This is a genomic window from Pseudomonas sp., assembly GCF_035512415.1.
In the GTDB taxonomy this organism is placed as follows: domain Bacteria; phylum Pseudomonadota; class Gammaproteobacteria; order Pseudomonadales; family Pseudomonadaceae; genus Aquipseudomonas.
The window spans coordinates 64,389-88,364 of record NZ_DATKDZ010000029.1 but is presented as its reverse complement, the minus strand read 5'-3'; the positions used below and the strand labels follow the sequence as shown (position 1 = coordinate 88,364).

The 23,976-nt window shown below is 61.8% G+C and carries 21 protein-coding genes; 14 read left to right on the top strand and 7 right to left on the bottom strand.

From position 1 onward, the window contains the following. Positions 1-39: 39 nt before the first annotated feature. From VMP31_RS15430 to VMP31_RS15370, 13 genes are all read left to right on the top strand, one after another. The gene (locus tag VMP31_RS15430; protein WP_325508587.1) at positions 40-1,206 is read left to right on the top strand and encodes an alginate biosynthesis protein Alg44; all 1,167 of its coding nucleotides are present in this window, start codon (positions 40-42) and stop codon (positions 1,204-1,206) included. A 6-nt stretch (positions 1,207-1,212) separates the two neighbouring features. Next, entirely contained in the window at positions 1,213-2,622 is a 1,410-nt protein-coding gene (gene algK, locus VMP31_RS15425) for an alginate biosynthesis TPR repeat lipoprotein AlgK (protein WP_325508586.1), read from the top strand. Continuing rightward, positions 2,619-4,103: an alginate export family protein gene (locus tag VMP31_RS15420; RefSeq protein ID WP_325508585.1), complete on the top strand. Its 1,485-nt coding sequence runs from the start codon at positions 2,619-2,621 to the stop codon at positions 4,101-4,103. The genes algK and VMP31_RS15420 overlap by 4 nt, the downstream gene beginning before the upstream one ends. 23 nt (positions 4,104-4,126) lie before the next feature. Beyond that, on the top strand, positions 4,127-5,746 hold the full coding sequence (algG, locus tag VMP31_RS15415) for a mannuronan 5-epimerase AlgG (RefSeq protein ID WP_325508584.1): 1,620 nt from the start codon (positions 4,127-4,129) through the stop codon (positions 5,744-5,746). Next, complete coding sequence (locus VMP31_RS15410; protein WP_325508583.1) at positions 5,743-7,167, top strand: alginate O-acetyltransferase; 1,425 nt, start codon at positions 5,743-5,745, stop codon at positions 7,165-7,167. The genes algG and VMP31_RS15410 overlap by 4 nt, the downstream gene beginning before the upstream one ends. A 13-nt stretch (positions 7,168-7,180) precedes the next feature. Beyond that, complete coding sequence (locus VMP31_RS15405) at positions 7,181-8,290, top strand: mannuronate-specific alginate lyase (RefSeq protein ID WP_325508582.1); 1,110 nt, start codon at positions 7,181-7,183, stop codon at positions 8,288-8,290. Between the two features lie 96 nt (positions 8,291-8,386). Beyond that, a complete protein-coding gene (locus VMP31_RS15400) occupies positions 8,387-9,931 on the top strand; it encodes an MBOAT family protein (RefSeq protein WP_325508581.1) in 1,545 nt (514 codons plus the stop codon). A gap of 12 nt (positions 9,932-9,943) precedes the next feature. Then, positions 9,944-11,083: an alginate O-acetyltransferase gene (locus VMP31_RS15395; RefSeq protein WP_325508580.1), complete on the top strand. Its 1,140-nt coding sequence runs from the start codon at positions 9,944-9,946 to the stop codon at positions 11,081-11,083. A 77-nt stretch (positions 11,084-11,160) separates the two neighbouring features. Continuing rightward, the gene (locus tag VMP31_RS15390; protein ID WP_325508579.1) at positions 11,161-11,808 is read left to right on the top strand and encodes an alginate O-acetyltransferase AlgF; all 648 of its coding nucleotides are present in this window, start codon (positions 11,161-11,163) and stop codon (positions 11,806-11,808) included. Positions 11,809-11,984: 176 nt separating this feature from the next. Further along, entirely contained in the window at positions 11,985-13,427 is a 1,443-nt protein-coding gene (locus tag VMP31_RS15385; RefSeq protein ID WP_325508578.1) for a mannose-1-phosphate guanylyltransferase/mannose-6-phosphate isomerase, read from the top strand. Between the two features lie 137 nt (positions 13,428-13,564). Beyond that, positions 13,565-14,029 (top strand): multidrug transporter, encoded by a 465-nt coding sequence (locus tag VMP31_RS15380; RefSeq protein WP_325508577.1) that lies wholly within the window; start codon positions 13,565-13,567, stop codon positions 14,027-14,029. Between the two features lie 34 nt (positions 14,030-14,063). Next, positions 14,064-14,894, top strand: coding sequence for an SDR family oxidoreductase (locus VMP31_RS15375; protein WP_325508575.1), 831 nt, complete (start codon positions 14,064-14,066; stop codon positions 14,892-14,894). A gap of 11 nt (positions 14,895-14,905) precedes the next feature. After that, positions 14,906-15,283, top strand: coding sequence for a hypothetical protein (locus tag VMP31_RS15370; RefSeq protein ID WP_325508573.1), 378 nt, complete (start codon positions 14,906-14,908; stop codon positions 15,281-15,283). Between the two features lie 280 nt (positions 15,284-15,563). Here VMP31_RS15370 and VMP31_RS15365 read toward each other — a convergent pair whose 3' ends face one another. Continuing rightward, complete coding sequence (locus VMP31_RS15365; protein WP_325508571.1) at positions 15,564-16,100, bottom strand: helix-turn-helix domain-containing protein; 537 nt, start codon at positions 16,098-16,100, stop codon at positions 15,564-15,566. A 65-nt stretch (positions 16,101-16,165) separates the two neighbouring features. Between VMP31_RS15365 and VMP31_RS15360 the strand changes: the two genes are divergently transcribed. Beyond that, on the top strand, positions 16,166-17,188 hold the full coding sequence (locus tag VMP31_RS15360; protein ID WP_325508569.1) for an alpha/beta hydrolase: 1,023 nt from the start codon (positions 16,166-16,168) through the stop codon (positions 17,186-17,188). 224 nt (positions 17,189-17,412) lie between these two features. Here VMP31_RS15360 and VMP31_RS15355 read toward each other — a convergent pair whose 3' ends face one another. From VMP31_RS15355 to VMP31_RS15330, 6 genes are read right to left on the bottom strand one after another with little or no spacing between them, the layout of a single operon-like run. Beyond that, positions 17,413-18,375 (bottom strand): D-2-hydroxyacid dehydrogenase family protein, encoded by a 963-nt coding sequence (locus tag VMP31_RS15355; protein WP_325508567.1) that lies wholly within the window; start codon positions 18,373-18,375, stop codon positions 17,413-17,415. 31 nt (positions 18,376-18,406) lie between these two features. Next, positions 18,407-19,918, bottom strand: a complete 1,512-nt coding sequence (locus VMP31_RS15350) for a tripartite tricarboxylate transporter permease (protein ID WP_325508565.1) — start codon at positions 19,916-19,918, stop codon at positions 18,407-18,409. 3 nt (positions 19,919-19,921) lie between these two features. Beyond that, positions 19,922-20,377, bottom strand: coding sequence for a tripartite tricarboxylate transporter TctB family protein (locus VMP31_RS15345; RefSeq protein WP_325508563.1), 456 nt, complete (start codon positions 20,375-20,377; stop codon positions 19,922-19,924). Between the two features lie 50 nt (positions 20,378-20,427). Next, positions 20,428-21,408 carry a Bug family tripartite tricarboxylate transporter substrate binding protein gene (locus VMP31_RS15340; protein ID WP_325508561.1) on the bottom strand — a complete coding sequence of 327 codons (981 nt, stop codon included), beginning with the start codon at positions 21,406-21,408 and terminating at the stop codon, positions 20,428-20,430. A 45-nt stretch (positions 21,409-21,453) separates the two neighbouring features. After that, complete coding sequence (locus VMP31_RS15335; RefSeq protein ID WP_414705464.1) at positions 21,454-22,713, bottom strand: OprD family porin; 1,260 nt, start codon at positions 22,711-22,713, stop codon at positions 21,454-21,456. 33 nt (positions 22,714-22,746) lie between these two features. Next, positions 22,747-23,829: a 4-oxalomesaconate tautomerase gene (locus VMP31_RS15330; RefSeq protein WP_325508559.1), complete on the bottom strand. Its 1,083-nt coding sequence runs from the start codon at positions 23,827-23,829 to the stop codon at positions 22,747-22,749. Positions 23,830-23,976: the final 147 nt, after the last annotated feature.

Genomic DNA, 23,976 nt, shown 5'->3' with positions numbered 1-23,976 from the left:
CATTTGGCCAGAACCCCTTACAAACAGGAATTTGCAACCATGAATACAGCCGTCAACGTCAATGTGGTCCATGAATCCGAAGCCCAGCGTCAGCATGCACGGGTCAAGATCCCGGTGGTGCTGCACTACCTGAACAAGAACCGCGAACGCATCGAGCAACCGCTCAGCGATATCTCGGCGGGCGGGTTCAGCTTCGCCGACAGCAAGCAGCCAATTCAGATCGGCGACTTTCACAAGGGCCGCCTGCAGTTCAAGCTGGACAGCTTCAACCTGGGTATCGACGTCGAATTCCAGGTGCGCTCGGTGGACGTCGACAACGACCGTGTCGGTTGTCAGCTGCACAACCTCAAGCCGCGCGAACAGGCCACCCTGCGCCATCTGATCAGCGCCTATCTGGGCGGCGAACTGATCAGCACCGGCGACCTGCTGAGCACCCTGCAGCGCGACAATTTCACCAAGGCGCGCAAGGGCAAGGCCGCGAATGGCGGCATGGGCATCTTCGGCCGCCTGCGCGCCGTAACCGCCAGCCTGGCGATCCTGCTGGTTGGCCTGGGCGCGTTCGGTTTGATCAGCAAATCCCTGTATGACCTGTACTTCGTCACCCATGCCGAGGCCGGCCATGTCAGCGTGCCCAGCATGCAGGTGACCATGCCCCGCGAAGGCACGGTGACCAGCCTGGTCCCTGCCGATGGCGTCGTCAGCAAAGGCGCGCCCATTGCCACCTTCTCCGCCACCATGCTGGAGATGCTCAAAGGCAGCCTGACCGACGAGCAGTTGACCGCGGAGAATATAGAACTGTTTTTCGGCAAGCAGCTGACCGGCACCCTGACCAGCCCCTGCGATTGCACGGTGGTCCAGCAACGGGTAGCCGACGGCCAGTTTGCCAGCAAGGGCTCGGTGATCTTCGAACTCGCCCCGCGTGACAACACCGCCACCGTCGAGGCGCGCTTCCGCTATCGCAACTTCGAGAATGTTCGCCCAGGTACCAGCGTGACCATGCAGGTGGCCGGTGAAGACGTTCCACGCCGCGGCACTATCGTCAACAGCAGCCTGCAGGAAGGCGGCCTGTCTACCGACATTCGCGTGCTGATCAAGCCAGAGCAGACCCTGAGCAACGAACTGGCCGGTCGCCCGGTTGAAGTCACCGTTAACCGCGGTCCTTCCTTCGGCGGGCTGATCGACAAAGCCGTCGCGGCGGGCTTGTAAGGAGGCATGGCCGTGATCACTCGCCAACCTACTCTCTGCCTCGTCGCCGCCATTGCCCTGGGCCTGGCGGGCTGCGCCGGCCTGCCGGACCAGCAGCTGGCCCGCCAGGCTTACGCAATGGGCGACACCGCCACCGCCGAGCGGCATTTCCGCCAGCTGGCCGAGCTGGGCTATAGCGATGCCAGCGTCGGCCTGGCCGATATCCAACTGGCCAGCGGCGACCCCGAGAAAATGCGCCTGGCAGAACAGACCTACCGCCAGGCGGCCGACCAATCGCCGCGGGCCCAGGCGCGCCTCGGCCGCCTGCTGGCCAGCAAGCCGGCTGCCACTGAGGCCGAACGACGGGAGGCGGCCGAGCTGCTGGAAAACGCCCTGGAGCATGGCGAAAGCAGCGCGCTGATGCCCCTGGCCATGCTCTACCTGCAGTACCCGCAGTACTGGCCGCAGGTCAATGCTCAGCAGCGCATCGACACCTGGCGCCGGCAGGGCCATGCCCAGGCCGACCTGGCGCAGATCCTGCTCTATCGCACCCAGGGCAGCTATGCCGAACACCTCGATGAAGTGGAGCAGATCTGCCGCAAGGGTTTGTCGCAGATGGACATCTGCTACGTCGAACTGGCCACCGTCTACCAGATGCGCGGCCAGGCCGAACAGCAACAGGCGCTGATCGAGCAATTGCGCAGCGCCCAGCGGGCCGGCAGCGTGCCGCCCGAGCGCCTGGACAAGGTCGCCCAGGTTCTGGCCGATGGCGAACTCGGCAAGCCCGATGAAGCAACCGCCCAGGCCCTGCTGGAAAGCATCGCCGAGCAATACCCAGCGGCCTGGGTCAGCCTGGCGCGCCTGCTCTATGACTACCCAGCGTTAGGCGACAGCGAGCAGATGTTCGACTACCTCAAGCGCGGCCAGCAGGCCGCCCAACCGCGTGCCGACCTGCTTCTGGGGCGTCTGTATTACGAAGGCAAATGGCTGCCCCAGGACCCCAAGGCGGCAGAAACCCACCTGCTTAAAGCCGCCACCAGCGAAACCAGCGCCCACTACTTCCTCGGCCAGCTGTATCGCCGTGGCTACCTTGGCCAGGTCTATCCGCAGAAGGCCGTCGATCACCTGATTACCGCCGCACGCCGCGGCCAGATCAGCGCCGACTTCGCCCTCGCCCAGCTCTACTCGCAAGGGCGCGGCATTCGCCCTAACCGGGTCAACGCCTATGCCTTCGCCACCCTCGCCATGCAGGTGGAAAATCCCCATGCCGTCGAGCTGAAAAACAGCCTCGAAGGGAAACTCAGTGCCGCGGAAAAACAACAGGCCCAGCAGCTAGTGCAACGGGAACTGCAGCAACGCAACAGCGCCTGGCAGCAAGGCGACGCGACAGCCCTGACGACTCCCGCACAGGACCTTACAAGGCAGGACAACCTATGAAGCTGAATCATTTGATGGGCACCAGCCTCAGCCTATCGCTACTGGCGGCCAGCCCGACCTGGGCCGTACAGATGAGCGACGCCAACTTCGGCGTCGACTTCAAGATCACCTTGCAGTCCGAAGACGACCGCGACCTCGGCACCCGTGAAGGCGGCGACGTACAGGGCATGGGCCTCGATGTGCGGCCCTGGGCATTCGTCCAGCGCGGCAGCTGGAGCGCCTTCGCCATGGGCCAGGCGGTGGTAGCCAGCGACACCATTCAGACCGACACCCTGCAAACCGATGAAGACACGAGCAGCAACCAGGGCGGTGCCCGTGAGCCCGACAAGAACTACCTGGCCCTGCGCGAATTCTGGGTCGACTACTCAGGCTTTACCGCCTACCCCGGCGAAAGCCTGCGCCTCGGTCGCCAGCGTTTGCGCAACGCCGATGGCCAATGGCGTGACAGCAATATCGAAGCCCTGAACTGGCGCTTCGACACCACCCTGCTGCGCGCCGACCTGGGTGTGGCCCAGCGCTTCAGCGACTACCGCACTGATTTCGATGAACTGGCCCCGGAAGATGAAGACCGCCTGCACCTGTTCGGCGATATCGCCACGCAATGGCGACCAGGCCACTGGGTCGGCGTGCGTGCGCACCACTCGCGCGACGATGGCAAGCTGGCCAACCCCGCCGAACCCCTCGACGAGCTGGACAAGCGCGCCAATGGCGACCTCACCTGGCTGGGCCTGCACGCCGACAGCGATGCCTATAACCACCGCAACAGCAACCCGATCAACTACTGGGCCAGCCTCAGCCACCTCAGCGGCGAGCGTGACAGCCTGGTGCCCGACCGGGTCAATGGCGGCCAGCGTAAAGACAGCAGCGATGTCAGCGCCTGGGCTACCGACCTGGGCATCCGCCTGCGCCTGGACCCCAACTGGCAAGTCGGCGCGGCCTATGCCCGCGGCAGCGGTGGCGGCGGCGATGACGGCAGCGGCAGCGACAACTACCGACAGACCGGCCTGGAGAGCAACCGCTCCAACTACACCGGCACCCGCACCCGCGTGCACCGCTTCGGCGAAGCCTTTCGCGGCGAACTGAATAACCTGCAGGCCGCCACGCTGTTCGGCAGCTGGCAGCTGGCCGATGAGTACGATGCCAGCCTGGTCTACCACAAGTTCTGGCGCGTCGACGACCACCAGCAGATCGGCAGCAGCGGCATCAACGCACGCCTCGATGCCCCCCTGCATGACGGCATCGGCACTGTGCCTCAGGTGAACCTGATCGACGGCGAGAAAGACCTGGGCCAGGAACTCGATCTGGTGGTCACCAAGTACTTCAAGCAGGGGCTGCTACCGGCTTCGCTGAGCCAGGCCATCGATGAGCCCTCGGCTCTGCTGCGCCTGCGCGCCGGCGTATTCAAACCCGGCGATGCCTACGGCAACGACACCGACTCGTTGATGCACCGCGCCTTCATCGACGCCATCTGGCGCTTCTGATCGGCCATGGGCCAGGAAAAGACATGAACGCAAGAACCCACACATGGATCAGCAGCCTGCTAATCGGCGGGCTGCTGGCAGCCAACCAGCTCCAGGCTGCGCCGGATACCGCCGCGGCCGAAGCCGAGTCGGTCATGCTGCACGCCGAGGACGCGACCAAGCCGACTCAGGCGTTACGCACCACCAACAACTACACCATCGTCAGCGCGCCCATCGCACCGCTGCATATGGAGCCGCCGGCGCTGCCCGACCTCAGCCCCTTCACCGCCGCGGCGGTGCAGGAGAAGGTCAAACTCGCCAAGCAAAAACGCGGCCGCGTCGGCCTGCAACGCATGCTCCAACAGGACACCCTGAAAGAGTTCACCGGGGGCGACGGCCGCCTGCGCGAGTGGGTCAAGCGCCAGCGCGAAATGCCCCTGGCAATCTTTATCGACGGCGGCTATATCACCCCACGCGAGATGGCCAAGCAGTTGCCCAAGCGCTACTTCGAGGAAACCGCGCCCGGGGAGTTCGTCGCCCGTGTGCCGATCATCGTCGGCAATGACGCCAGCCTGCACATCGATGGCCAGGTCAAGGATATGCGTCTGTCCCAGGAGCGCGGCAGCTTCCTGATCAACGATGGCAAGCTGTTTATCACCGACTCCAAGCTCACCGCCTGGAACGAAACCCAACAGGCACCCGCCTGGTGGAAAGAAGAGGACTCGGGAAAATTCCGCCCCTTCCTCAACGCCTGGGGCGGCACCGAGACCTATATCGTCAGCAGCACCGTGACCAGCCTGGGCTACTCCGGCAGCAAGTCCTATGGCGTGTCGATCTCCCAGTACAGCCCGAGCATGGCCCCGAAGATGAAACGCGGCCATCCCACCGGCTGGCTGATCGATTCGATGTTCGATGACATGTGGTACGGCTTCTACTGCTACGAAGCCGACGACGTGGTGCTGCTGGGCAACACCTACAAGAACAATATCGTCTACGGCATCGACCCCCACGACCGCTCGCGGCGGCTGATCATCGCCAACAACACCGCCTACGGCACCGTGCAGAAGCACGGCATCATCATTTCCCGCGAAGTCAACGACAGCTGGATCTTCAACAACCGCAGCTACGACAACACCCTCTCCGGGATCGTGATCGACCGTAGCAGCGTGAACAACGTCATCGCCTACAACGAGACCTACCAGAACCACTCCGACGGCATCACCGTCTACGAGAGCGGCTCCAATCTGTTCTGGGGCAACCGCGCCTTCAACAACCGCCGCCATGGCATCCGCGTGCGCAACAGCGTGGACGTCAAGCTGTATGAAAACCTCTCCATCGGCAACCAGCTGACCGGCATCTACGGCCATATCAAGGACATCAGCGACACCGACCGCGACATCGACCTCGACCCCTTCGACACCGAGATTTCCCTGCTGGTGGTCGGCGGCAAGCTGGCCGGCAACGGCTCCGGGCCGATCTCTGTGGACTCGCCGCTAAGCCTGGAAATGTACCGCGTGGAAATGCTCGCGCCGACCAAAAGTACCGGCATCACCTTGGGTGGCGTACTCGGCCTCAATCAAGAACTGATTCTCGACATGTTGGTACGCAAGCAGCAGGCCGTGCTGATTGACCCCGTCGAAACCCAGCAGGAGCTTTTGCAATGACCGCCCTACCTCGCCTCGCCTACCCCCTGCTGGGGGCGGCCATGCTACTGGGTGCCAACGCGCTCAAGGCTGAAGAAAACCGTTCCGAGTACACCGCCGAGCCCTGCTGCCAGCTGTGCCCGGCGGCCCTGAACCCTGCGGCCTACAACACCAAATACCTGGACTTTTTCAGCACCCTGGTGGAGGCCGACGACGACTGGCTGTTTCGCAGCGAGAACGACCTGCGCAGCGAATTCGGCCCCGCGCCCTATGGCTATCAGCAACTCAAACAGCTGCGCCAGTTGCTGCAAAGCAAGGGCACCGAGCTGGTCATCGTCTACCAGCCCACCCGCGGCCTGGTGCACCCGGACAAACTGCGTCCGCAGGACCGCCAGCGCTTCAACTACGAGCGCGCCCGCAGCAACTATGGCACCGCGCTGCAGCGTTTTCGCGACCAGGGCATCTGGGTGCCCGACCTGACCACCTTGCTGGCGGAGCAGAACGAGCAGCCCTACTTCTTCCGTGGCGACCACCACTGGACGCCCTATGGTGCCGAGCGCACCGCGCGCCAGGTAGCCGAGACCATCAAACAGATCCCGGCCTTTGCCGATGTACCGCGCCAGGCGTTCAAGAGCGAACGCACCGGGCTGCTCGGCAAGCGCGGCACCCTGCACAAAGCGGCCGGCCAGTTGTGCGGCACCAGCTATGCCGATGAATACGTCGAGCGCTTTGTCACCGAGCCACTCGACAGCGAGGCCAGCATCGATGACTTGCTCGGCGAGCAGAGTGATCCGCAGATCGTGCTGGTCGGCACCAGTAACAGTGGCGATGCCTACAACTTCCCCGGTTTCCTCCAGGAATACCTGGGGGCCGAGGTGCTCAACCTGTCCCTTACCGGCGGTGGCTACGATGCCTCGCTGCTGCAGTACCTGGCCAGCGACGACTTCCATCGTGCGCCACCGAAGGTTCTGGTTTGGGAGTTCGAGCCGCACTACGACCTGGCCCAGGAAAAGTTCTATCGCCAGGCCATCGCACTACTGGGCAACGGCTGCGAAGGCCGCGATGTGGCGCTGAGCAACAGCGTACCGGTGCGCCAGGGCAGCAACGAGGTGCTGGTCAACGGCAAGCACAAACCCTTGCAGGAGCTACCCGGCGGTGATTACCAGCTGGATATCCGCTTCAGCGACCCCTCGGTGCATGAATTACGCGCCGTGCTCTGGTACATGACAGGCCGCCGCGAGCAGGTCAAGTTGGAGCAATCCAGCGCCATCGAAAATTCCGGGCGCTTCGTCTTCCACCTGCGTAACAGCAGCGACTGGGCCGACCTGCCCTTCCTTTCCCTGGAAGTGCTGAGCCCCGAAGACATGCCCGCAGGCGAGTTAACGGTCGAAGCCAAGCTGTGCAAGCGCGCCACCAACTCACTGACTGCCCGTGCAGATTAATCCGGAGTTCGCCATGCGCCGCTACCCATTGCCACCCTGCCTGCTCGCCGCTGCGGTGTTCACCGCCGCAGCGTTCTGCGCCAGCGCGAGCGCCGCCAGCCTGGTACCGCCCGCGGGCTATTACCTGCCGGTGCAGCAAGGCGACAGCAAAGCACAAAGCTGCCCCGCTGTGCCTGCGCCCTACACCGCCACCCTGGTGTTCCCGAGCAAATACAGCGGCTCGGATGCGGCGCGCGCCACCCTCAATGTCGCCGCAGACAAGCACTACAAACGCATGACCGGCGATATCCGTGAAATGGAAAAAGGCGTCAGTGATCTGGTCTTCCGCTATATGCGCCACGGCCACCCGGCAGAGCTCGAATGCGCCCTGAACTGGATGACCACCTGGGCTGAAGCCGATGCCTTGCTAGCGACCGACTTCAACCACACCGGTAAGTCGATGCGCAAATGGGCCCTGGGCAGCATGGCCGGTGCCTACCTGCGGCTGAAGTTCTCCGAATCCCAGCCGCTGGCCGCCTACCCGCAGCAAGCCCAGGTGATCGAGGCCTGGCTCGCCAAACTGGCCGACCAGGCGGTACAGGACTGGAGCGACCTGCCGCTGAAGAAGATCAACAACCACTCCTACTGGACCGCCTGGTCAGTGATGGCAACCGCCGTGGCGACTGACCGCCGCGACCTGTTCGACTGGTCCATCGAGCAGTTCCGCGTCGCCGCCAATCAGGTGGATGCCCAGGGCTACCTGCCCAACGAGCTCAAGCGCAAGCCGCGCGCCCTGGCCTACCACAACTACAGCCTGCCGCCGCTGACCATGCTTGCCGCCTTCGCCCAGGCCAATGACGTCGACGTGCGCGACGAGAACGACGGTGCCCTGCAACGCCTGGCCAGCAGGGTGCTGGAAGGTATCGAAGAGCCTGAGCGCTTCGCCCGCAAGGTGAACAACAAGCAGAACCTCGAAGACCTGCAGGCCAAGAGCAAATTTATCTGGCTGGAACCCTACTGCACGCTCTACCCCTGCTCAGCGCAAACCCAGGCCTGGAAAGACTCCCTCGAGCCACTGAAAGCCTACCGGCTGGGAGGCGATATCACCGCAGTCTTCGCCCGCCGCGACGCCGACAAGCAATGACCACGGCCTTGGCAGCCGCGCCGAGCACAAGGCAGCACGCGTAGATGGCAGGCCCCAGGTGGGCCTGATAATGATTTAAGTACGGGACACCGCTAAATGGTCTTCTCCTCCAACGTATTTCTGTTCCTGTTTCTGCCGATCTTTCTCGGCCTGTATTACCTGAGCAGTAATCGCTATCGCAACCTGCTGATCCTGATCGGCAGCTATGCCTTCTACGCCTGGTGGCGGGTGGATTTCCTCCTGCTGTTCGTCGGGGTGACCCTGTGGAACTACATCTTCGGCCTGCGCATTCATGCCGCTGGAGTACGTAGCAAGGCGGCGCAGCGCTGGGTGCTGTGGGGGATCGTCGGCAACCTGGCGACCCTGGGCTACTTCAAGTACGCCAACTTCGGGGTGGCGAACATCAACAAGGTGCTCGAGGGTGCCGGCTTCGAGCCGTTCCTGCTGACCCATGTGATCCTGCCGATCGGTATTTCCTTCTATATCTTCCAGTCGCTCAGCTACCTGATCGACGTGTACCGCGGCGACACCAAGCCCACAGAAAATCTGATCAACTTCGCCGCCTTTATTGCCCTGTTCCCGCAGCTGATTGCCGGGCCCGTGCTGCGCTACAAGGACCTGGCCGACCAGTTCACCGACCGCACCCACAGCCTCGACAAGTTCAGCGAAGGCGCTACGCGCTTTATGCAGGGGTTCGTCAAAAAAGTGTTTATCGCCGACAGCCTGGCACCCCTGGTCGACCACATCTTCGCCCTGCAAGACCCCAGCACCGGCGATGCCTGGCTGGGCATGATCGCCTACACCGCGCAGCTGTATTTCGACTTCTCCGGCTACAGCGACATGGCCATCGGCCTGGGCCTGATGATGGGCTTCCGCTTTATGGAGAACTTCAACCAGCCCTATATCAGCCAGTCGATCACCGAGTTCTGGCGGCGCTGGCATATCAGCCTCTCCACCTGGCTGCGCGACTATCTGTATGTGCCCCTGGGCGGTAACCGCGGCGGCACCTTCAACACCTACCGCAACCTGTTTCTGACCATGCTGCTGGGCGGCCTGTGGCACGGGGCCAACTGGACCTTCCTGATCTGGGGCGCGTGGCACGGCACCTGGCTGGCCATCGAACGCGCCTGTGGCGTGAACGCCGCGCCCAAGGTGATCAACCCGCTGAAGTGGCTGTTCACCTTCCTGCTGGTGATGCTCGGCTGGGTGATCTTCCGTGCCGAGAACCTGGACATCGCCTGGCGCATGTACAGCGCCATGTTCAGCCCGGCGATCTTCAGCAGCCAGGGCTGGCAGCTCAGCGAACTCAACAGCGCCAGCATCAGCGACCTGCAGATTGCCACCCTGATCCTGGCCTATGCGGTCATGGCCTTTTGCGGCCTGCGCCAGTTCTACCGCCACAAGGCGCTGGATGCCCGCGCCGATGGGCCGGCGACCGATCTGTCGCGCATGGTCAAGGCCGTGCCGGGTGATGACCAGGGGCTGGTGGTCGGCAGCGGCGGTGTAGTGGTGCAACGCGCCACCTGGAACGCCGCCCTGCCGCGCTACCTGGTGCGTGCTGCGTTGCTGCTGCTGTTCTGCGCCTCGCTGATGAAGCTCTCGGCGCAGAGCTACTCCCCCTTTCTTTATTTCCAATTCTGAATGAGGCCGAGCATGACGCGTCCCTTACGCAAACTCTACGTCGCCCTGTTTATCGGCGTGCTGGGCCTGCTCTCGCTCGGCTCCCTGGCCGGGGTGCTGAGCTACCAGTTACCCAAGCAGTTCAGCCTGCTCGACGGCGGCCTGGCGAAGACCTTCGAGAGCCATTACGACAAGCACTTCCCGCTCAAGACGGTCGGCACCAATGTCTGGGCCGCGCTGGACTACCTGCTGTTCAACGCCGGCCGCCCCGGCGTGCTGATCGGCGAGCGTGACTGGCTGTACTCCGATGAAGAGTTCAAGCCGGTGGCCGACGGCCAGCAGCAGTTGCACGACAACCTGGCGCTGATCCGCGGCGTGCAGGCGCACCTGGCGCAGCGCGATGTGCTGCTGGTAGTGGCGGTGGTACCGGCCAAGGCGCGCCTGTATCCGGAACATATCGGCGAGCACCCGATCAGCCCGCTGCGTCAGGACCTCTACCAGCGCTTCCACCGCGCGCTGCGCCGCGCCGATATCGCCGCGCCCGACCTGCTGCAGCCGCTGCAGGCGGGGAAAGAGCGCGGCCAGCTGTTCCTGCGTACCGATACCCATTGGACCCCGCTGGGGGCCGAGATTGCCGCCCAGCATCTGAGCCAGGGCGTGCAAGCGGCCGTGAAGCTGGATGGCGAACCGCAGGTCTTCGTCACCGAAGCCACCGGCCAGGCGGCCTACCAGGGCGACCTGAGCAGCTTTCTGCCCCTCGACCCGCTGTTCAGCCAGCTGCTACCCGCCGCCGACCAGTTGCAGCAACGGGAAACCCACGCCGCCCAACCGCAGGACGCCGCCGCCGGGCTGCTCGGCGATGTCGAGCTGCCGGTGGCTCTGGTCGGCACCAGCTACAGCGCCAACCCGGCGTGGAACTTCGCTGGCGCTCTGCGCCAGCACCTGCAACGGGACCTGAGCAACCACGCCGAGGACGGCCAGGGGCCGATCGTGCCGATGCTCAAGTACCTGCAGAGCAGCGATTTCGAAAACACCCCGCCGCAGCTGGTGATCTGGGAGTTCCCCGAGCGCTATCTGCCGATGGCCAACAACCTGGAAGGCTTCGACCCGGCCTGGATCGCCACGCTGAAAAGCAGCAGCAAACAACGCCTGGCCAGCAGCAATCGCCATTGAATCAGTCGCTCCCCTGAGCGGCTTAACCACGCACTTGATCGACAGATCATTTTGTTCAATCACATGGAGAACTACCCATGAACAGACCCACTCAATACAGCTGGATAGCCTACGCCTGCGCCCTCGCCCTGAGCCTCGGCAGCCTCCAGGCCCAGGCCGGCGAAGCCGCACTCTACGCCCCGAGCGCGCCCAAGGGCTCATCCTTCGTGCGCGCCTATAACGCCGGCAATAGCGAAATCAGCGTCAGCGTGGGCAACACCGACCTGCGCGATATCGCGCCCCTGGGCTCCAGCGACTTCAGTTTCCTGCCGCCGGGCAGCTACAGCGCCCAGGTCGGCAGCAGTGCCCTGCCAGTAAAGCTGGACGCCGAGCGCTTCTACACCCTGGTCAACCAGCCGGGCAGCACGCCCAAACTGGTGGAAGAAGCCCCCTTCAACAACAAGCGCAAAGCCCTGCTGCGGGTGCAGAACCTGACTGATCGCAGCCTCAGCCTGAAAACCGCCGACGGCAAGGCCGCAGTGATCGAGGCAGTCGGCCCGGACGATAACGGCCAGCGCGAAGTCAACCCGGTCAAGGTCAGCCTGGCGCTGTACGACGGCGACAAGAAAATCACCGACCTCAAGCCCGTCACCCTGGCCCGTGGCGAAGTGGTCTGCCTGTACATCACCGGCACAGACGGGAAGTTCTCCCCGGTCTGGGTCAAGCGCCCGGCCCGCACTGACTGAGGCCCACAGACAAAACTAAAGATCGGCAATAGACCGATAGGTAAATAGCGCCTTCAGCTGCGAGAAGGCGCTCTGGAGTGGTCCCCCAGCGCTGTTTTCAGTCTGGGCAAGCGGGCCGCCGCACAAACGTGCGGGGCAGGCCCAACCCAATGCATAGATGCTTAGGAGTAACAGAGATGATTCCAGTAATTCTTTCCGGTGGTAGTGGCTCGCGCCTCTGGCCGCTTTCGCGCAAGCAGTTCCCCAAGCAGTTTCTCGCCCTCACCGGCGACGACACCCTGTTCCAGCAAACCATCAAGCGCCTGCGCATACCCGGCATGCAGCCGCCGCTGCTGGTGTGCAACCAGGAACACCGTTTTATCGTCCAGGAGCAGCTCAAAGATCAGAAGCTGGAAACCCAGGCCATCCTGCTCGAACCCTTCGGCCGCAACACCGCGCCGGCGGTGGCCATCGCCGCCATGAAGCTGCTCGCCGAAGGCCGTGACGAGCTGCTGCTGATCCTCCCCGCCGACCATGTACTGGAAGACCAGGCAGCCTTCGAGGCTGCCCTGCAACTGGCTCAGAAGGCCGCCGAGCACGGCGAAATGGTGCTGTTCGGCATTCCCGCCAGCCGTCCGGAAACCGGCTACGGCTATATCCGTGCCATGGCCGACGACAGCCTGCCGCGGGGCATGGTACGGGTGCAGAGCTTTGTCGAGAAACCCGATGAGGAACGCGCCCGCGCCTTCGTCGAATCCGGCGATTACTTCTGGAACAGCGGCATGTTCCTGTTCCGCGCCAGCCGCTACCTGGAGGAGCTCAAGCAGCACGATCCGGATATCTACGACACCTGCCTGCTGGCCCTGGAGCGCAGCACGATCGAAGACGACGTGGTAATGATCGATGCGGCCACCTTCGAGTGCTGCCCGGATAACTCCATCGACTATGCCGTGATGGAAAAGACCAGCAGCGCCTGCCTGGTTCCGCTCAATGCTGGCTGGAACGATGTCGGTAGCTGGTCGTCGATCTGGGACGTGCACGCCAAGGACAGCAACGGCAACGTCACCAAGGGCGATGTCATGGTGCACAACAGCCGCAACTGCCTGGTACATGGCAATGGCAAGCTGGTCTCGGTGATCGGCCTGGACAACATCGTGGTGGTAGAAACCAAGGACGCCATGATGATCGCCCACCGCGACCACGTGCAGGACGTCAAGACCGTGGTCAAACAGCTCGATGCCCAGGGCCGCAGCGAAACCCAGAACCACTGCGAGGTCTACCGGCCTTGGGGTTCCTATGACTCGGTGGACATGGGCGGGCGTTTCCAGGTCAAGCATATCTCGGTCAAACCCGGTGCCACCCTGTCTCTGCAGATGCACCACCACCGCGCCGAACACTGGATCGTGGTCTCCGGCACCGCCGAGGTGACCTGCGACGACAAGGTGTTCCTGCTCACCGAAAACCAGTCCACCTACATCCCCATGACCTCGGTGCACCGCCTGAGCAACCCCGGCAAGATCCCCCTGGAGATTATCGAGGTGCAGTCCGGCAGCTACCTCGGTGAAGACGACATCGAACGTCTCGAGGATGTCTACGGCCGCAGCAAAGCCACAGCAGCGCTGAGTGTGGTTGCCCGCTAAGTCGTCGTTAGACCCGCTGTAAATAGACGCCGGCCCCACAAGGGCCGGCGTTGCTTTTTCCGCCAGCGGCCAGCACGGCGCATGTCGCGGCAACCTTGTGTAGGATAAGGCTCTGTTCGTCTACCAAGGCTTCCACCATGCTGATTGGCGCAATACTGGTACTGAGCTGGCTGATCCTGTTGATCCGCTACCCGAGCAAAGCCATGCCGGTATCCCTGGCTGCACTGCTCGGTCTGGGCCTGGTCGCCAGTTGGGTGCTCTGGCAGGAAAGCCGCGAAAACCGCCATCTGGCCCACCTCGAATTACGCCTCGACTACGCCCCGGACCGCTGCCCGGCGGACCGCCCGTTAGCCCTGAACCTGAAGAACGGCAGTAAGGCCGCGCTGCTCGAACTACGCTGGCAGATCGCCGCCTATCGCCCTGGCGACAGCGTCAACCTGGCCGAGCGCCTGTATGAATCGCCGCGCTACAGCGGCCCCGGCGAACTGCTGCCCGAGGCCGAGTGGCAAAGCTGCCTGCCCCTGCCAACCCTGCGCAGCGGTTACCGCGCCAGTACCCTGGAGTTTCGCGCCGAGCGGCTGCACGGTAGCTTCAGTCGCTGATATTTAAATCCCACAACCAAACAAGGATGCTTGCATGAGCCAGCCCGTCGCCCTGATCACCGGATGTTCCAGCGGCATTGGTCGCGCCTTGGCCGAGGTATTCAAGCAGGCCGGTTATCAGGTCTGGGCCACGGCGCGCAAAGCCGAAGACCTGGCCGCCCTGAGCGCCGCCGGCTTTCGCGCCGTGCAGCTGGACGTCAACGATGGCCTGGCCCTAGGCCAGTTGGCCGAACGTCTGAAGGGTGAAGTCGGCGGCCTCGACGTGCTGATCAATAACGCTGGCTACGGCGCCATGGGCCCGCTGCTCGATGGCGGCGTCGAAGCTATGCGCAAGCAATTCGAAACCAACGTGTTCGCGCTGGTCGGCGTAACCCGCGCACTATTCCCGCTGCTGCGGCAGAACAAAGGCCTGGTGGTGAATATCGGCAGCGTCTCCGGCGTGCTGGTCACCCCGTTTGCCGGTGCCTACTGCGCCTCCAAGGCCGCCGTGCATGCCCTGACCGATGCCCTGCGCCTGGAGCTGGCCCCCTTCGCTATCGAGGTGATGGAAGTGCAGCCAGGGGCGATTGCCTCCAGCTTCGGGGCCAACGCCAGCCAGCAGGCCGAACAGCTGATCGATGAAGCCTCGCCCTGGTGGCCGATCCGCGACGGCATCCGCGCCCGCGCCAACGCCTCCCAGGACAACCCCACCCCCGCCAGCCACTTCGCCCGCAACCTGCTGGCCGCGATCCAGCAAAAGAATCGACCGCGCCTGCTACGCCTGGGCAATGGCAGCCGCAGCATGCCGCTACTGGCCGCCCTGGTGCCCAAGGCACTGCTGGAAAAGGTGCTGAAAAGACGCTTCGGCCTTGATCGCAGTCTGTAGGAGCGCGCTGAATGCACGAACCAAACCCCAACAGCGCCCCGGTCACCCACCTGGCTATCGGCGGCGTGGCCGCGGTTATCCTGCTCAACCTGCTGCTGCGCACCTTCGTCAAACTCGGCGGTGTGCTCGCCACCCTGGTTGTGGCCGCTGCCGTTGCCGGCGGCATGTACCTGTGGTTCGCCTGGCGCAACCGCCGCCCGCCCCATCGCAGTGAGAGCCGCCGCCTGCTGTGGCTCTACGGCGGCGTTCTGGCCCTGCTCTATCTGGGTCTATTGGCAATGATGGCGCTGCAGGACGACCCCAGCCCGATGGGGCTGCTGATCTTTGGCATGCATTACTTTTGTTATCCGCTAATGGCGTGGGCGGTGCTTCGTAGAAGCCAGAAATGAATGGGTTAGCCAGATGGGAAAGCAATCTGGCCTCGGTCCATAAAATGCTATCAACGCTCAAAGCGTTTATTAAGTATTACGCCCCCCGCACAGTTCTTAAAATAAACCCCGACTACAGAATAAAAACCGCCACAGGAAGCCCCCGGCATCAGGGTACGCGCTGCGCCGGTCTGAAAGGTATAAGTGATATGCACGACCTAAAAAGTAAGACAAACAAATCACCGATCACTATCAAGTAGATTGCTCACCACCGTGCTACTGCAACGCCAACTCAACCACATCACGTGGCACGTAATATCCAATCAATCATTCCCCTTTCGTCTTCCTGCGTATTTTCGTGCGATAGAAGCCCCTCAGCGAGGTAGGTTAACGCTTTGACTACAAAGGGAATTTTTTCTTTAGCAACACCATTTAAAGTCAGTTGTACGGTTAATATTTTCTCAATCATATTATGAAATTTATCATGCCAGACAGCGATATCAGGCGAGTACTTCACACGCGCATGCACGGTTGAAATCAAGCCTTTTGTTTCTTTTAGCTGACCCAATAACCATATAACTTGCTCCGCTAAAGGCTTGCTCATCATGCTCGGATATTGGGCCATACCCGCATTGAGCAATCGATTTAAAACTGCAATCAGCAAATCGTCCTTATCTTTGAAATACCAATACAACGTATTCGGCGCGACGTCCGCTGACTTTGCAATCATCGACATGGAACTAGCGTCAAACCCAACGTCAATGAACAGGTGCATCGCAGCCAGTTCTATTTCCTCTGCCTTTTGTTCTTTGTCTACATGCCGTTTGTTCTTAGCCATATGAACGGCCTCTCTCGTTATAAAAATTTCTTGACCAGTATACAGGGGGACGCTAGGATCTTGTCTTGAACGCCATTCAAGACAAAAAATACAGATCAAGTCTTGAGCAAGAACACCCACATTTTCAGATGAGGAAAACAGGCATGAATGCCCTTACAGCAGCCGAAGGCATCAAACGATTAGAGATGAAATCTGTTTTCTACTCTGACGGAGTACAATGCGTAGCGTCACTTTTCATACCCCAGACGACAAAAGGCCACAGTGATGGATTTCCTGCAATCCTCATGGTTCATGGCTGGGGCGGAGTACAAGGCGCACTCACGGGGCCATTCATTGCGGCATTTACTGACGCTGGGTATGCAGTAATGACTTTTGACTATCCCGGTTGGGGCTGCAGCGAAGGCCTGCCGCGAAACTGCATTAACCCGATAAAACGCATTGGTAACGTTGAGTCGGCATTGACTCACTTAAAACAACAACCAATTATCGACGCAACGAAAATCGTACTTTGGGGGACATCGTTTGGCGGTGGCCATGTGGTCGATACCGCCGCTCAGCACCCTGAATTGTTAGGTGCCATTGCACAAGTACCAATGTTAGATGGGCAAGATGCGGTGAAAGCCAATAGCCTGTTAAATATCCTGCGCTTTGGCGCTTACGGTATCGCAGATTGTTTTATGGGCCGCCGCCCTATCTATATTCCTATTGTGTCGCCACCTGGCGAATTTGGTTCAATGGATCGCGATGGTGCAGATGAAGCTATGCGTCGCGGCATTGAAGCTGCGAAAATTAAATACGACAACCGCGTTGCAGCTCGTTCACTTCTAAGGATTGGCTTATACCGTCCCTTCAAGCGTTTAGAAAAGATTAAAATACCCACACTACTAATTGGTGCATCACGGGACTCCGTAGCACCATTTAACAGAGCCAATGTTGAAAACAGAAATAAAGAATTCATACAGACCAAGATGATTAATGCCAATCATTTTGATCCCTATTTTGAACCAATACTCTCAGAGAACCTACAGCACCAGCTGAAGTTTATTCATTCGTTACTAGAAAAAACCAATAACCCGAGCCACGCATAGACGCACTTCAAAAAGTGCAAATACCAACTCAACAATTCTCAAAGCACAATGGGTCTGCTGATCTTTGCCCTGCATTACTTCTGCTACCCACTCTTTGCCTGGCTGTTTTTTGCCAAGGTCTTCGCCAAGCCCGATCGATGACCTTATTGCCGGCTGACCTGACGTCTAGAGCCAGCGCCGCCATCCAGAAAGAAACCCGCTTGTGCTCGGGCGGATCTCGCGACTCAGCCCTGCGCGGGATTGACCAGAGTGCAACTGTCACCCTTGAAGTACGCCAGCAGGTTGGCGAAGGCATCGCCGAAATACAGCTCGTAGCTGTGCCGCTCGACATAGCCCAGATGCGGGGTGCAGAGAATTCTGGGGTGGTTCAGCAACGGGTGCGCCGGGTCCAGCAGCGGCTCGTCCTCGAATACATCGAGGGCGGCAAAGCCTGGCCGGCCCTGGCTTATGGCCGTCAGCAGCGCGCCAGGGGCAATCAGCTCGGCGCGACTGGTATTGACCAGCAAGGCACCGGGTTTCATGCACAGCAGATCGTCCAGGGTTACCGCGTGGCGCGTACTGTCGACCAGGCGCAGATGCAGGCTGAGCACATCGGCTTCGCGGAACAATGCCTGGCGCGATTCGACCGCACGATGGCCATCACGCTGCGCCGCCAGGCGTGAAGCCTCGCTGCCCCACACCAGCACCGGCATTTCGAAAGCCTGGGCATAGCGCGCCAGGCGCTGGCCGATCTTGCCGTAGCCCCAGATGCCCAGCGTCTGCCCGCATAAACGCTCACCGAGATTGACCTGCCAGTGCCCGGCGTAGAGCCCATCGATCGCCGTACGCAGTTGCCGGCGGGCATTGAGCATCAGGGCCCAAGTCAGCTCGGCGGCGGCAATCGGCGACCCCCGCCCTTCCATCACCGCCACGCCATGACGACTACAGGCGTCCAGGTCCAGGTGAGGGCCGACCCTGCCGGTCTGGCTGATCAACTTGAGCCGGGGCAACTGCGCCAGCAGGGCTTCGTCGATCAAGCAGCGCTCGCGGGTCAGTACCAGCGCGTCGGCATCGGCGAAGCGTTGCGCCAGTACCCTGGGGTCTTTCTGCACATCGTGATACAGGCTGACCTGGTGGCCGCTCAACTGCGCGAAGCAGTCGAGCGAGCGAACGGCATACTGGTAGTCATCGGGAATCACGATATGCATGCCACGCCTCCCACGTCTCGGCGCTGCGCTATCACTCGGTAAGCGCAACGGCTGCCGGTTTGCGCCCGCGCCAGGCACGCCATATCGGCAGCGCCACCATCATCGCCACCAGCGCCCAGACGGCGATGGTAATCGGGCTACCCCAGAGGATTCCCAACTCGCCGCTGGACAACGACAGCGCCCGGCGCAGGTTCTCTTCCATCATGCCGCCGAGGATAAAACCGAGCAGCACCGCCGACAGCGAATAGTCGAGTTTGCGCAGGATATAGCCGCACACGCCGATGCCGATCATCAGGAATAGATCAAAGGTGGTCGAGTGCACCGCATACACGCCAATCGAGGTGATGATGGCAATCGCCGGCACCAGCGCCCAGGTCGGCACCGCGAGGATGCGAGTGAACACCCGCACCATCGGCACGTTCATGATCAGCAGCATGACGTTGGCCACGAACAGCGAAGCGATCAGGCCCCAGACGATGTCCGGCTGGTTCTGGAACAGCATCGGCCCGGGGGTGATGTTGTACAGCGTCAGTGCGCCGAGCATCACCGCGGTGGTACCCGAGCCGGGCACGCCGAGGGTCAGCATCGGCACCATGGAGCCGCAGGCCGCAGCGCTGTTGGCGGTTTCCGGTGCGGCCAGGCCCCGCAGGTCACCCTTGCCGAACTGGTTGTCCTTGGTCGCCAGGCGTTTCTCCGACATATAGGCCACCGCGCTGGCCAGGGTCGCGCCGGCTCCCGGCAGTACGCCGAGGACGAAGCCGACCACGCCGCTGCGCATATTGGTGGCGAATACCGAGGCCCCTTCCTTCATATTGAACAGCATGCGTCCGGAGGCCTTCACCGCCTTCTGCCCGTGGTGGGTGCGCTCGAGCAGGACGAGAATTTCACTGACGCTGAACAGCCCCAGTACCAGCACCACGAACTGGATACCATCGGCCAGGCCCAGGCTGCCGAAGGTGAAACGGTAGACGCCGCTGTTGGCATCGATGCCGACGCAGGACAGAAACAGGCCGATCAGCGCCGCCACTGCGGTCTTCAACGGTTTGTTGTCCGCCATGCCGGCCAGGCAGGTGATGGCGAAGACCATCAGCACGAAATACTCGGCCGGGCCGAAGGCCACCGCCCATTTGGCCAGCAGCGGGGCGAACAGCACCACGCCGACGGTGGCGATGGTGCCGCCGATAAACGAACTCCAGGCCGAGATCGACAGCGCCACACCCGCCTTGCCCTGGCGAGCCAGGGGGTAGCCGTCGAGGGTGGTCATGACCGCCGAGGCTTCGCCGGGAATGTTCAGCAGGATCGAGGAGATCCGCCCGCCGTATTCGCAGCCCAGGTACACCGCGGCGAGCAGAATCAAGGCGGTTTCCGGCGGCAGGCCGAGGGCGAAGGCGATCGGGATCAGCAGAGCCACACCGTTCACCGGACCGAGGCCGGGCAGCAGACCGACAATGGTGCCGATCAACGTGCCGCAGAACGCCGTCAGCAGGTTGTAGGGGGTCAGGGCAACGCCGAAGCCGATGCCCAGGTAATAGAGCGTATCCATAAGTCAGTTCCCCAGTGCGGCGAGCATGCCCAGCGGCAGAGGCACATCGAGGCCGTAGTCGAATAACAGGTAAAGGCCCACGGCGATCAAGCCGCCGCCGACGCCACTTTGCAGCCAGGAGGCACCATACAATCGGGCCATGGCGACGGCGAACAAGACACTGCTGAGGATGAAACCCATGACTTCAAACATCGCCGAATAGGCCAGCAGCGCAGCGACGCACAACGCGATCTTGCGACTCACATGGCGGTCCAGTGCAGGCTCTTCCTGGACCTTTTGCCGCGACAAGGGTTTGCACAGCAGGTACAGCAGGGCCACCGTGATCAGTAGCAACAGCAGCAGCGGGAAGGCTCGCGGGCCGACCGGCTCATAGGTAAAAGGAGCTTGATAGGCCCAGGCCAGAACTGCCAGAAGCAGGCAAAGCAGCAGGTTGGAACCGGCAAAAATTCGATCGTGCATAAGGGTGCTCCATGGCTGAGCCGGCATGGCGCGGCTCAGCCCAGGTGGGGTTACTCGACCAGGCCGAACTCGCGACCCAGCTCCCGGTATTGCGCCACTTGCTGCTTGACCAGAGCATTCAGCTCATCGCCGGAGACACTCAACGGCAGCACGTCGCGATCGCTCAGGTATTGCTGGAACTCTGCCGAGGCATGCAACTTGGCGAAGGTTTCGCGCCACCAGCTCACGGCTTCGGGGGAGACCTCGGGACCGACAAAGTAGCCGCGGATCAATGGCCACTGAATGTCATAACCCTGCTCGCGGGCGGTGGGGATCTCGGCCAGTTCGCCCGGCAGGCGCTCTTCGCTGAAGATCGCCAGGGTGCGGATCTTGTTGGCCTTCTGCGCACGGATTTCGCTGGCACTGCCGGTGACCAGATCCACGTGCTTGCCCATCAGCGCCATATAGTGCTCGGCCCCACCCTCGAAGGCGGCGTAACGCAAGTCACGCGGGTTGACGCCTGCCGCCTTGGCCAGCAGGGCGATCTTCACCCAGCCCTGGCCGCCGATGCTGCCGCCACCGCCGACCGAGATGCTTTTCGGGTCTTTCTTCAGGGCCGCGACCACATCGTCGAGGGTCTTGTAGGGCGAGTCTTCGCTGACGGCCAGGGTGCCGTAGTCGGTACCTATGGTGGTCAGCCACTGCACCGCGTCTTCGTCATAACGGCCATATTTGCCCAGAGCCAGATTGAGCAGCGAGGCTCCGGAGAAGGCGACTATGGTGCCTGCTTCGGCACGCCGATTGGCCGCGATGGAGTTGTAGGCCACCGCGCCAATACCGCCAGGCATATAGGTAACGCGCATCGGGGCCTTGAGCAGCCCTTCGTCCTTGAGGCCGGCCTGGGCCAGCTTGCAGGTCAGGTCGAAACCACCGCCGGGCTTGGTGGGTGCAATGCATTCGGGACGTGCCGGTTCGTCGGCCGCCGCGTTGAAGCTGCCCAGTAGCAAGGCACAGGTGAGGGGCAGGATTTTGCTGAATTTGGCGTTACGCATGATGTTGTCCTCTTATTAGATTTGTCGGCTATAGCTACGCACTGCTTACCAAAGTGGCTGCACGTAGCTCAGGATCAAACGGTTTTCATCCAGCCCTCGGCTGAAATTGGAGCGGTAGGTCGCATTGCGCCAGGTCACTTTGAGGTTCTTCAAGCTGCCCTGGCTGAAGGTGTAAGCCAGGTCGGTATCACGCTCCCACTCATCGCCCTGCTGGCCATTGCTGCGCTCGATCTGATCGCCACTCACAAAGCGGGTCATAAAGGTCAGGCCCGGAATCCCCAGATTGGCGAAATCGTAGTCGTAACGCAGCTGCCAGGAACGCTCATTGGGGCCGGCAAAATCATTGATCTGTAGGAAGTTGGTCAGGTAGGGCGTCGCGCCGTCGACATAGGTGAACGCCTCGTCGCCGCTCATCTTCTGATAGGCCACGCCCAGGGCGTGCCCCGAGAGGCTATAGGTGAACATGGCGTTGAACGCCTGATTGTCGATCGCCCCGACGCGCTCCTGCCCCGCCTCGCTATTTTTGAAATAACGCAGATCGCTTTTCAGCTTGCCGGCACCCAGCGCTGCGGTGTGCTGCAGCCCCACGAAGTGCTGACGATAAACATCGCTGAGCTCGGCATAGTGATAGCTGGCCAGCGTCTGCGCGCTCAGCGCGAAATCCATACCGGCGAAACGTAGCTCATCGCTTTCCGGACTGGCCCCAAAGCGACCGTTCTTGTTGTTCAGACGCAATTTCTCGGAGCCGGACACGCTGCGCTGCACGACGCGGGACACCTCGCCGAAGGTTGCCGTCAGTTGGTCGATATCCTTGCTCTGCAGCTGCCAGCCCTCGAACGTCTGCGGCAGCAGGCGGCTATTGCTGTACTGCAGATACGGCATCTTCGGCAACAGGGTACCGACCTTGAGCTGGCTCTCGGCAAAGCGCGCCTTGGCGGTCAGGCCCAGCTTGCTGTAGTCGTCTTCGGCGCGGTTATCACTGTCGCGCGGCAGCAGGTCGGTGCCGCTGCGATCCGGCGAGGAATCGAGCTTCACGCCCAGCATACCCAGCGCATCCAGGCCAAAACCAACGGTGCCCTGGGTGTAGCCGGACTCGATATTCAGGATAAAGCCCTGCGCCCATTCCTCGCGCTTGTTCTGCCCGGCACCGTCGTGCAGGTCACGGTTGAGGTAGAAGTTGCGCAGTTCCAGGCTGGCTTTGCTGTCTTCGATAAAGCCTGCGGCATGCGCCGCCGGCAACGACATGGGCAGCAGGCACAGCGCGCCAAGACGCAGGCCATTTTGCAGAGGGGTATTTCTTATCATTGTGTGAGTCTCTGTCGGTGGGTTGCGGGTAAATCAGTGCTCGGCCGCGCTACGCCGCGGGCTGGCCACGTACACATCGCCGGCGAACAGGCGGCGGGCGGTACGAATCAGTGAGGCGCGTATCTTTTCCGGGTTCTCGGCGTCACCAGGCTCGAGGGAAACGGCAATCTGCCCGCCCGGATGCTCCAGGCTGACCAGGGCCGCGCCGCTGATCGGGGCCAGGTCGTGGGCCACGCTGCCGGGCAACGCGCAGGCGCTGGCCAAGCCAATGGCACCGGTGGCAGCCAGGGAACGGTGGCAGTTGTGCGGCATGAAATAGCGGGTACTGAGGGTGCCGCCCTGCCGGGCTGGCGCGAGCAATACAGGCTTGGGAATGACCATCTGCGAGACGTCGCCCAGGCCCATGGCGCGACCGGCCTGCAGACGGATGCTTTCCAGACGCTCAAGCAAGGCCGTATCGGCATCCAGTTCGGCAGCGCTTTCATAGCCGCTCTTGCCGAGGGCTTCGGCATGCATCAGCACCATCGGCATGGCCATGTCGATGCAGGTCACCGCGACGCCGTCGAACTGGTCGCGCACCTGGCCGGTGGGCAGCAAGCGGCCAGTCTTGGCTCCAGCGGCATCGAGGAAGGTCAGCTTGATCGGTGCGGCCGTACCGGGCACACCATCGATGCTGGTATCGCCCTCATAGCGCACGCGGCCGTTGGGGGTGAGTACCTCGGAGTCAATCAGGGTATTGGTGTTGACGTTGCGAATGCGCACCCGGGTGACCGGTGCAGCGGCATTGACCAGGCCATGCTCGATGGCGAAAGGCCCGATGGCGCAGAGCATATTGCCGCAGTTGGGGGCCGTATCGACCCGGCGCTGCGCCACCATCACCTGTACGAACAGGTAATCGACATCGGCGTCCGGATGACTGGAGGCGCTGACAATCGCCACCTTGCTGGTCTGCGGGCTGCCGCCGCCGATGCCATCGATTTCCAGCTCATGCCCCGAGCCCATGAGCTTGAGCAGTAACTCGTCGCGCAGAGCCGGATTGCTGGGCAGGTGGTTGGCCAGGAAAACCGGGCCTCGGGACGTGCCGCCGCGCATAAGGACACAAGGTATTGCCTGCATGATGTCTCCGGTGCAATAAATATGTTTATTGTTGCGTTGAAGAATTATTGAGCGACCTTGTTTGATCTGTAAAATGCATATATTTTCTCTATTAATACCTTTCACGCATTAATGCAGGCAGCACAATCCGCCTCACAAGGGTCGCAA

Coding starts and splice junctions, on each gene's coding strand:
- VMP31_RS15340 (WP_325508561.1), bottom strand. CDS start 21,408: ATGCGTAACGCCAAATTCAGCAAAATCCTGCCCCTCACCTGTGCCTTG.
- VMP31_RS15405 (WP_325508582.1), top strand. CDS start 7,181: ATGCGCCGCTACCCATTGCCACCCTGCCTGCTCGCCGCTGCGGTGTTC.
- algG (WP_325508584.1), top strand. CDS start 4,127: ATGAACGCAAGAACCCACACATGGATCAGCAGCCTGCTAATCGGCGGG.
- VMP31_RS15385 (WP_325508578.1), top strand. CDS start 11,985: ATGATTCCAGTAATTCTTTCCGGTGGTAGTGGCTCGCGCCTCTGGCCG.
- VMP31_RS15400 (WP_325508581.1), top strand. CDS start 8,387: ATGGTCTTCTCCTCCAACGTATTTCTGTTCCTGTTTCTGCCGATCTTT.
- VMP31_RS15350 (WP_325508565.1), bottom strand. CDS start 19,918: ATGGATACGCTCTATTACCTGGGCATCGGCTTCGGCGTTGCCCTGACC.
- VMP31_RS15390 (WP_325508579.1), top strand. CDS start 11,161: ATGAACAGACCCACTCAATACAGCTGGATAGCCTACGCCTGCGCCCTC.
- VMP31_RS15335 (WP_414705464.1), bottom strand. CDS start 22,713: ATGATAAGAAATACCCCTCTGCAAAATGGCCTGCGTCTTGGCGCGCTG.
- VMP31_RS15355 (WP_325508567.1), bottom strand. CDS start 18,375: ATGCATATCGTGATTCCCGATGACTACCAGTATGCCGTTCGCTCGCTC.
- VMP31_RS15375 (WP_325508575.1), top strand. CDS start 14,064: ATGAGCCAGCCCGTCGCCCTGATCACCGGATGTTCCAGCGGCATTGGT.
- VMP31_RS15365 (WP_325508571.1), bottom strand. CDS start 16,100: ATGGCTAAGAACAAACGGCATGTAGACAAAGAACAAAAGGCAGAGGAA.
- VMP31_RS15410 (WP_325508583.1), top strand. CDS start 5,743: ATGACCGCCCTACCTCGCCTCGCCTACCCCCTGCTGGGGGCGGCCATG.
- VMP31_RS15345 (WP_325508563.1), bottom strand. CDS start 20,377: ATGCACGATCGAATTTTTGCCGGTTCCAACCTGCTGCTTTGCCTGCTT.
- algK (WP_325508586.1), top strand. CDS start 1,213: ATGGCCGTGATCACTCGCCAACCTACTCTCTGCCTCGTCGCCGCCATT.
- VMP31_RS15430 (WP_325508587.1), top strand. CDS start 40: ATGAATACAGCCGTCAACGTCAATGTGGTCCATGAATCCGAAGCCCAG.
- VMP31_RS15330 (WP_325508559.1), bottom strand. CDS start 23,829: ATGCAGGCAATACCTTGTGTCCTTATGCGCGGCGGCACGTCCCGAGGC.
- VMP31_RS15380 (WP_325508577.1), top strand. CDS start 13,565: ATGCTGATTGGCGCAATACTGGTACTGAGCTGGCTGATCCTGTTGATC.
- VMP31_RS15420 (WP_325508585.1), top strand. CDS start 2,619: ATGAAGCTGAATCATTTGATGGGCACCAGCCTCAGCCTATCGCTACTG.
- VMP31_RS15370 (WP_325508573.1), top strand. CDS start 14,906: ATGCACGAACCAAACCCCAACAGCGCCCCGGTCACCCACCTGGCTATC.
- VMP31_RS15395 (WP_325508580.1), top strand. CDS start 9,944: ATGACGCGTCCCTTACGCAAACTCTACGTCGCCCTGTTTATCGGCGTG.